The following is an 8,419-nucleotide window of genomic DNA, read 5'->3' as shown; positions in this document are numbered from 1 at the left end:
CGACAGAGCTGATTTGACCGAAAGGGAAAAACAGCGACGAGAGATCTCCTCCTTCGAGTGACGCTGTGACCGAGTGACGGAGTGATCTTGCCTATCCTCCGAAGCTCCCGAGGAGCGAAGGAGGATTGCTTGTGGTTTGTGGTTTGTGGAGTAAAAAACTCTTGACTACAGACTAACGACTATTTCCTATCTTTGAATTCTTCCGAATAAATCCGACCTATGCAGATAAAAGAAATTATTGCCGCCCTTGAAGAACTCGCGCCACTCAGTTACGCCGAAGATTTCGACAATGTGGGGCTGTTGACAGGCTCGCCTGAATGGGAAGCCACCGGCGCCCTGGTTACGCTCGATACCATTGAAGAAGTGGTAGACGAGGCCATTGATAAGAATTGCAACCTCATCGTTAGTTTTCACCCCATCATCTTTTCGGGGTTAAAAAGCCTTACAGGCAGAAATTACGTGGAAAGAGCCGTCCTTAAAGCCATTAAGAACGACATCGCCATCTATGCCATTCATACCGCGCTGGACAATCATTTTAGAGGGGTGAATGACAGGATCTGCGAGGAGCTGAACCTGGTAAACCGAAAGATCCTGGTTCCGCAACAAAAGACGATCAAAAAGTTACTCACCTTCGTGCCTAAGGCCGATGCAGAAAATGTGAGAGAGGCCTTGTTCGCAGCAGGTGCGGGAAGCATCGGGAACTACGACAATTGCAGTTTCAGCCTTAACGGCAGCGGCTCTTTTAAAGGAAACGAGGATTCCAATCCGGTCATAGGAGAACGGGGAAAAACCCATTTTGAAGAGGAAACCCAGATAGGTATTACCTTTCCGAAGCATCTTGAAAAAGCGGTCCTAAAAGCCCTTTTTGAAAGTCATCCTTACGAAGAAGTGGCCTACGAGGTCACCAGCCTTGAAAATGTGAACCAGCACATAGGCATAGGAATGATAGGTGAACTGGAACAGGAAATGGAGGAAAATGCTTTTCTGAACCTTGTAAAGGGTACATTCGGCCCGGGTTCTATAAGGCATTCGGCACTCCTCGGAAAAAAGATAAAAAAAGTAGCCGTGCTTGGCGGCAGCGGCAGTTTTGCCATCGAAAAAGCCAAAAGCGCGGGTGCAGATATATACCTCACCGCCGATCTGAAGTACCACGACTTCTATAAAGCCGAGGGAAAACTGGTGCTGGCAGACATTGGGCACTATGAAAGCGAGCAGTATACAAAAAATCTATTAGGTTCTTATCTTAATAAAAAATTTGCTAATTTTGCAGTCGTTTTAACACACACAGATACCAATCCTATCAAGTATTTTTAACTATGGCAAAAAAAACCGATGTTACTGTAGAAGAGAAGTTAAGAGCGTTGTACGATCTTCAACTTATAGATTCCCGCGTGGATGAGATAAGAAATGTACGAGGTGAACTTCCGCTGGAGGTAGAAGATTTGGAAGATGAAGTAGCCGGCTTAAATACCCGTTTGGAAAAACTGGATGCCGATCTTGAAGTGATCGATCAGGACATCAATACCAAGAAAAACCTAATCGAAGATGCAAAGGCTTCGATCAAGAAATATACAGAGCAACAAAAGAACGTTCGCAACAACCGCGAATTCAACGCCCTTTCTAAGGAAGTAGAGTTTCAGGAACTTGAAATAGAACTGGCCGAGAAGCAGATCAAAGAATATAAGGCTCAGATCGAACAGAAGAAAGAGGTGATCGAGCAGACCAGGGAGCGTCTTGAGGAACGTAAGAATCACCTTAACCATAAGAAAAGCGAACTGAATGAGATCCTTTCCGAGACCGAAAAGGAAGAAAAAGCCCTTATCGAGAAGTCAAAGGAGTTCGAAAAGCAGATCGAAGAGCGCCTTGTAAAAGCCTACAAAAGGATCAGATCAAACGTAAAGAACGGATTGGCCGTGGTACCTATTGAAAGAGGTGCTTCGGGAGGTTCTTTCTTCACCATTCCGCCACAGGTGCAAATGGAGATCGCCGGCCGCAGAAAGATCATTACCGATGAGCACAGCGGACGTATCCTTGTAGACGAGGATCTTGCAAAAGAGGAGAAAGAAAAAATGAACGAATTCTTCTCAAGCTTCTAAAGCGGGAATAATTCAGAGAAATAGCAGACCCTTCACGAGAGTGAGGGGTTTTTTTGTTCCTGGTTTGTGGTTCGTTGTTTATGGTTTGCTTGTCCTCTGAAGTTTGGAACGAGCGAAGGAGGAGGATTCGTTGTTTGTTGTTCATGGCTTGAGGTTTGTGGTTTGGCCCGCCTAATCAAAAACTTCGGCCGGTTAAATTTTCACGCTTGGAGCTTGGAAATTCGGGAATTCAGATTTGCTCGGCCTGCCGTCACTTCGAGTGTTTTCTCCTGAGCGAAAGAGAAGGAGAAATTGTATCGAGAAGCGGCAGGGCAGGCTCGAAGTGATGGAAAGATCAAATTTGGATCGAGAACAACCATTCCCCAATTAACCAATCCCCGTCAGGTCGAGTGAATTTGTGACTGTGGTAACAGGATCAAATTAGTATCGTGAACAACCATTCCCCAATTAACCATTCCCCAATTAACCAATCCCCGTCAGGTCGAGTGAATTTGTGACTGTGGTAACAGGATCAAATTAGTATCGAGACCAACCATTCCCCAATTAACCAACCCCCAGTCAACTGATTAACATCCCTTTCACATAAAACATTTCAGGAAGAACTACCTTTATAGGGCAAAACCTACTGATATGAAAAAGTATTTTTTAATATTTCTGTTAGTCCTTTTCGCCTCATGTGAAGAAGACAAGAAGTCTACCAAGGATTATTCAGAAAACGACCAACCGACAGAGTCTCTTCCTCCGGGGAATATTCAGAAAGAACGGGACGCTGTGCAAACCGAAAAGGAAGAACCAAAAACAGTGGCTACTCTAAATGGAAAATATCGAAAAATGGTCAAAGACCAGCCGGCAACGGATTGTAACTGCAACTGTATTGACATTTCCTTTGACGGGCCTACGGAATGGTGTATCGTGAAGGACAAGGTGTACATCAGCGCCCGATGCCAGAAAACTGGTGAAAATACCGCGGACCTTTATCTTGTTGGCCCCTCACGCGATATTGATCCTGAAAGAAAGATGCCGTGGAATGAATTCGATACTGATATGCCTATCGCTTCGATAGAATTTCAGCCCGACGGAAGCGCGAAACTGGACTGGAAAGGTTTTTCCACCAATGGAAAGATCGCGACAGATTATGCCATTTATGGCAAGAAAACCCTCGAAGGAACCTATAAGAAAGAATAGCCCATGAAACTCATTTTCGCCTTATCGCTCCTCTTCAGCTTTACTACCGGCTGTAAGGACAATACCGCAGAGAAAGCTACCCGCCCCGAGATCGCCAATGCCGACCCCGTTGAAGTCAGCGCACAGGACGGGCTGGAACGGGCTTACTTCGCCAGCGGCTGTTTCTGGTGCGTGGAAGCCGTATTTGAAAGCGTAAAAGGCGTGAAAGAAGCCGTATCAGGCTATTCCGGCGGACATACTAAAAATCCGACCTACGAGGAGAGCAACACCGGCAGAACAGGCCATGCAGAGGCCGTGGAGGTCATCTATGATCCGCAGGTGATCGACTTCGAGACCCTGACCGAAGTCTACTTCGGCTCCATGGATCCTACCCAGAAGAACGGGCAGGGTCCGGATATCGGTTCGCAATACCGCTCCATCATCTTCTATCAGAACGAGGCGGAAAAGAAGATCATTCAGCAAAAAATGGAAGAGATCGCCAAAGATTACAGCAAGTCCCTGGCGGTAGAGGTGCTTCCCTTTCAGAAATTCTGGAAAGCGGAAGCCTACCATCAGAATTACGAGAAGAACAATCCCAATGACCCATACATCCGCAATGTCTCGATTCCCCGCATAGAGAGGTTCAAAAGAAAGTTTCCGCAGCTGTTAAAGGAAGACGCGCATTAAAAAATAAATTCATTTTCTTTGCTAATCTAAAGCTGCCTTTCCTGCCATGAACATTACCATTGAAAATGTCATTTTGATCGGATCAATTTTGCTCCTCATCAGTATCTTGGCAGGAAAAACTTCTTACAGGTTTGGGGTGCCTATCCTGATCTTATTCCTTTCGGTAGGAATGCTTGCGGGCTCTGAAGGCATTGGGGGTATACACTTTGACGATCCGCAGCTGGCACAGTTCATAGGCATTGTCTCGCTCAATTTCATCCTGTTCTCGGGAGGGCTTGACACCAGCTGGAAGAGCATTAAACCCGTACTGTGGCAGGGAATTTCTCTAAGCACCCTGGGAGTACTTTTTACATCCCTGGCTGTAGGCACCTTCGTGTGGGCGCTAACCGATTTCACCATTTATGAAGGACTGCTCCTGGGAGCCATCGTGTCCTCTACAGATGCGGCAGCAGTATTTTCCATTCTGCGTTCCAAAAACCTGGCCTTAAAAAGGAATTTACGGCCGGTGCTGGAGCTGGAAAGCGGGAGTAATGACCCCATGGCCTATTTCCTCACCATCGCCTTCCTGGGGCTGGTGGTCAATCAGGACCAGAGCCTGCTCTCGATCATCCCACTGTTCCTGCAACAGATATTGATAGGTCTCGCCCTCGGATTTCTCTTCGGAAAGCTGAGCAAAATGATCATCAACAAGATCAGTCTTGATTTTGAAGGACTCTACCCCGTATTGGCAATAGCCTTAATGTTCATTATTTTTTCGGCGACAGACGCGCTTGGCGGAAATGGATTTTTAGCGGTCTACCTCAGTGGAGTTTACCTTGGCAACCAGGACCTCATCCATAAGAAGACCATCATGCGCTTTTATGACGGGGTGGCCTGGCTCATGCAGATCGTGCTCTTCCTCACGCTCGGTTTACTGGTCTATCCAAGCCATGTGATCGAAGTACTTGGAATAGGGATGCTTATTTCCGGATTTCTGATCCTGGTGGCGCGGCCCCTGGGAGTGCTGCTCAGCCTCTCCTTCTTTAGGATGAAAATGCGGCGGCGCTGGTATGTTTCCTGGGTCGGACTCAGAGGGGCCGTACCCATCGTGTTCGCAACTTATCCGCTGCTAGCAGGGGTTGAAAAAGCCGAAATGATCTTCAATGTGGTCTTCTTCGTATCGCTTTCTTCGGTACTAGTACAGGGCACCACGCTTACCACCGTGGCCAAATGGCTGCACGTGGCCCTGCCGGGGAAGGTAAAACCCAAGTCGCCCGTTGATACTTTTCTATCTGATGGCGCCAAATCGCTTATCCGGGAAATAACGATCCCTTCAGATAATTTTTCCGTCGGAAAAAGGATCGTAGACCTGCATTTTCCGCGGAAGGCCATTATCGCCATGATCTCGCGCAACGGCAAATTCCTCACGCCCAACGGCGCCACCCGAATCGAAGAAGAAGACACCCTCATCGTGCTCATGGAAGACGAGAGAAGTGTGGAAGCCGTTTACGACAGTCTGCAGCTTGATATGGAAACAGAGGTGGATGAGGAGTAGGTGGTTAGTCATTAGTCGGTAGACGGTAGACGGTGGAATTTTGTTTGTGGTTTGTGGTTTGTTGTTGGTGGAGGACTCTACTAAATCAAAGAATAGTCATCACCAAATGACCTTATTGCAATCGCAATCACTTTTTGTCGCCGATTAGTGAGATTTCTCAGTCGTACCTCCTTCGAAATGACAACCCGTGCCGAACTGAGTCATCTCGAAATGAGCATCTGCCGATGATAATCGAAAGATGGGATTGAGAGATCTCTTTTTCCGTTTTGCCCCTCCCGATAGCTATCGGGACTATCCCGACGTTTCGGGAGGATCCGGAAGGGATTGTTTGAGGTTTGTTTTTTTTATTCTCGTCTCAAACATGAGTCATCTCGAAATGAGCATCTGCCGATGATAACCGGGAGATGGGATTGAGAGATCTCTTTTTCCGTTCTTCCCCGGCCCTATCCCGACGTTTCGGGAGGAGCCGGAAGGGATTGTTTGAGGTTTGTTTTTTTCATTCTCGTCTCAAACATGAGTCATCTCGAAATGAGCATCTGCCGATGGTAATCGGGAGATGGGATTGAGAGATCTCTTTTTCCGTTCTTCCCCGGCCCTATCCCGACGTTTCGGGAGGAGCCGGAAGGGATTGTTTGAGGTTTGTTTTTTTCATTCTCGTCTCAAACATGAGTCATCTCGAAATGAGCATCTGCCGATGGTAATCGGGAGATGGGATTGAGAGATCTCATGAAATGGCGCAGGTTTTCTCTAAATTAGATCATGCTGTACGATTACTTCCTATACATTGTCACTAACAAGAATAAATCAACATTATACATTGGAGTAACCAATAATATCCAGCGTCGGATTGCACAGCACTATTTCGACAGTGAACATTTTCGAAGGTCATTTGCTGGAAGATACAATTGTTATTATTTGGTCTACTATGAAGGATTCGCAACTCCTTCTGAAGCTATTCAAAGAGAGAAAGAAATCAAAAAGTGGCGACGAGAGAAAAAGAATAAATTAATTTCGGATTTCAATCCAAACTGGGAGTTTTTGAACTCAGATGTATTTTAATAATCAATTACAAGCTGAGTTTAGAAGATAAATTATACAACCTTTATTCAGTTAAAGTTAATTTCTGCTTCATTTCGTGAGATTTCTCAGTCGTACCTCCTTCGAAATGACTAGATAAAATGCCCGTACCGTAAAACCGGCAACGTGCAACAGACATTACCCCTTCAAAAGCGAGATCATTTTCTGCTCCACCTCTTCAGAATCCCATTTTTCAGCGATGTTTGGCAGGGCCATGACCTCATCCATAATAGCGGCCTGCTCTTCCCCTATTTTTAAAGCTTCGGCATAAGGCTTATCTGAAAAGGTAACCCGCGAATACAAAGGCTTCCACAGATCGGGATGTTTGGCGGCGAACTTCTTTTCGATCTTTTTCCGAAGGAGGAAATCAGGATCGGCGGTTTTGCTGCTCATTTCGAGAAAATTGCGGTAGCTGAGCTCGGCAATGGCATCGGCGTTGGGTTTTCGAAGGGTCTGATATTCCCTGAAAATGGCTTCCCAGTCATCAACATGCTCCTCTTCCAGGCGACCCAGTTCAGATATATCCTCAAAGCCGGCATTCATTCCCTGTCCGTAAAACGGCACCACGGCATGGGCGGCGTCACCAACCAGAGCGATCTTGTCATAATAGGTCCAGGGAAAACATTTTACGGTCACCAGCGCGCTGGTGGGATTCCGGAAAAAGTCCCGGGTCAGATTCGATATCTCGTCCTTAATATCTGGAAAATGCTCACTGAAGAATTTTTCCGCTTCAGCTTCAGTGGTCAGTCTTTCAAAAGAATGCTCCCCTTCAAACGGCAGAAAAAGCGTACAGGTAAAACTGCCATCCAGGTTGGGCATGGCAATGAGCATGAACTCTCCGCGGGGCCAGATGTGAAAAGAATTCCTGTCGAGTTTATGGCTGCCATCGGCATTAGCAGGAATGCGCAGCTCCTTGTATCCCACATCTATAAAATGCTGGGAATAATTGAACCGGCTTTGACGCTGCATTTTATGCCGCACTCTTGAAAAAGCGCCATCGGCACCAAAGATCAGATCAAAGTCGTACTCCTTCCACTCCCCTTTTTCGCTGTCGCCGGTAAAAAGTTTTGCTTCGGAAAGATCCACATCCCACACCTTCTCTTCAAATCTGAACTCCACCCCGGCAGCCTCGGCCAGGTCGATCATTTTACGGTTCAACACTCCGCGGGAAATGGAGTAAATAGCCTCTCCTTCCTTTCCGTATTTCTGAAAATACACCGGACTGCTGTTAACGTGCATCGCCCTTTGATACAGCGGAATGGCGAGTTTTCGCACCTCTTCCTCTATACCCGCCTGCCTTAAGGCCTTCCAGCCGCGGTTTGACATGGCCAGGTTGATGGAACGGCCCGAAAATTCTACCATCCGCACATCGGGCCGACGGTCAAAAACAGTAACGTTATGGCCTTTCTGTTTCAGGTGCAGGGCCAGAAGCGACCCCACAAGCCCCGATCCCACTACGGCAATGTTCTTAGAATGCTGCATGAGGGCGAAAGTACGAATTATTGTCGGTTCTCAGTTCTCAGTTTTCAGTTCTCAGTTGTCGGTTGTCGGTTTGTGGAGTCCTAAATAGGGTTGACCATTTTCGAAGTTGTTATTAATCCTATTTAATGGAAGTTTAAAGTTATTAATTCTTTTCTCTTTTTACCTTCATATTCTACCGGAGTAAAATGATTTATAGAGCTATGAGGTTTTTCATGGTTATACATATAGACAGCCTTACTTAATTTTCTATTTAGACTATTAAAATCAATGGGATTATAGCCTTTCAAGTAGCTATTTTTTATGGTCCCATTGATCCTTTCTGCATGTGGATTTTCATACACATTATCACACATACTATTTCGTAATAATCCTCTGGTAA

Annotated in this window: 8 protein-coding genes; 6 read left to right on the top strand and 2 right to left on the bottom strand. The window is 46.2% G+C overall.

Annotation, left to right across the window (positions count from 1 at the left end; all coding sequences use genetic code 11):
* The first annotated feature begins 219 nt into the window (after positions 1-219).
* The 6 genes from BLS64_RS14925 to BLS64_RS14900 all read left to right on the top strand — a co-directional run bounded on the left by BLS64_RS14925 (position 220) and on the right by BLS64_RS14900 (position 6,540).
* A complete protein-coding gene (locus BLS64_RS14925; protein ID WP_093114524.1) occupies positions 220-1,314 on the top strand; it encodes a Nif3-like dinuclear metal center hexameric protein in 1,095 nt (364 codons plus the stop codon).
* Between the two features lie 2 nt (positions 1,315-1,316).
* Complete coding sequence (locus BLS64_RS14920; RefSeq protein ID WP_093114523.1) at positions 1,317-2,096, top strand: zinc ribbon domain-containing protein; 780 nt, start codon at positions 1,317-1,319, stop codon at positions 2,094-2,096.
* 630 nt (positions 2,097-2,726) lie between these two features.
* Positions 2,727-3,281 (top strand): hypothetical protein, encoded by a 555-nt coding sequence (locus BLS64_RS14915; protein ID WP_093114522.1) that lies wholly within the window; start codon positions 2,727-2,729, stop codon positions 3,279-3,281.
* A gap of 3 nt (positions 3,282-3,284) precedes the next feature.
* Positions 3,285-3,947, top strand: a complete 663-nt coding sequence (gene msrA / locus BLS64_RS14910; RefSeq protein ID WP_093114521.1) for a peptide-methionine (S)-S-oxide reductase MsrA — start codon at positions 3,285-3,287, stop codon at positions 3,945-3,947.
* 46 nt (positions 3,948-3,993) lie between these two features.
* A complete protein-coding gene (locus BLS64_RS14905) occupies positions 3,994-5,481 on the top strand; it encodes a potassium/proton antiporter (RefSeq protein ID WP_093114520.1) in 1,488 nt (495 codons plus the stop codon).
* Between the two features lie 759 nt (positions 5,482-6,240).
* The gene (locus tag BLS64_RS14900) at positions 6,241-6,540 is read left to right on the top strand and encodes a GIY-YIG nuclease family protein (protein ID WP_093114538.1); all 300 of its coding nucleotides are present in this window, start codon (positions 6,241-6,243) and stop codon (positions 6,538-6,540) included.
* A gap of 156 nt (positions 6,541-6,696) precedes the next feature.
* Here BLS64_RS14900 and BLS64_RS14895 read toward each other — a convergent pair whose 3' ends face one another.
* Complete coding sequence (locus tag BLS64_RS14895; RefSeq protein ID WP_093114537.1) at positions 6,697-8,040, bottom strand: FAD-dependent oxidoreductase; 1,344 nt, start codon at positions 8,038-8,040, stop codon at positions 6,697-6,699.
* 122 nt (positions 8,041-8,162) lie between these two features.
* On the bottom strand, positions 8,163-8,419 hold a 257-nt coding region (locus tag BLS64_RS14890), incomplete at its 5' end, for an integrase core domain-containing protein (protein WP_143019351.1).

This window comes from Salinimicrobium catena (genome assembly GCF_900102915.1).
Taxonomy (GTDB): Bacteria; Bacteroidota; Bacteroidia; order Flavobacteriales; family Flavobacteriaceae; genus Salinimicrobium; species Salinimicrobium catena.
This window is presented reverse-complemented; position numbering and strand designations above follow the sequence as displayed.